Raw genomic sequence first — 236 nt, 5'->3', positions numbered from 1 at the left:
CATGAGTCTTTACGTACCGTATATGTAGAGAAAGAAGGTGTAGCGTACCAACAGGTACAACCTTCAGAAAGATGGGAGTTGAATATTATAGATACTGCCGAAGACTATGAAACTATTATTTCAGAGACTGTTAGTAAACCTTTTGATTTGTCAAAGGACTATATGCTGAGAGCTAGTATTATCAAGGTATCAGCTACAGAACATATTTTAGTATTAGTTCGTCATCATATTGCTAC

General features: G+C 35.6%; 1 protein-coding gene. It reads left to right on the top strand.

The window, feature by feature from the left end; all coding sequences use genetic code 11:
* Window positions 1–236, top strand: a 236-nt coding sequence (locus Q1A01_RS23810) for a condensation domain-containing protein (protein ID WP_299686105.1), incomplete at both ends; no start/stop codon positions are given.

The sequence above is a fragment of the uncultured Dokdonia sp. genome (assembly GCF_947492815.1).
Lineage (GTDB): Bacteria > Bacteroidota > Bacteroidia > Flavobacteriales > Flavobacteriaceae > Dokdonia.
Note: the sequence above shows the minus strand (reverse complement) of the source record. Positions and strands in the feature narration are given on the sequence as shown.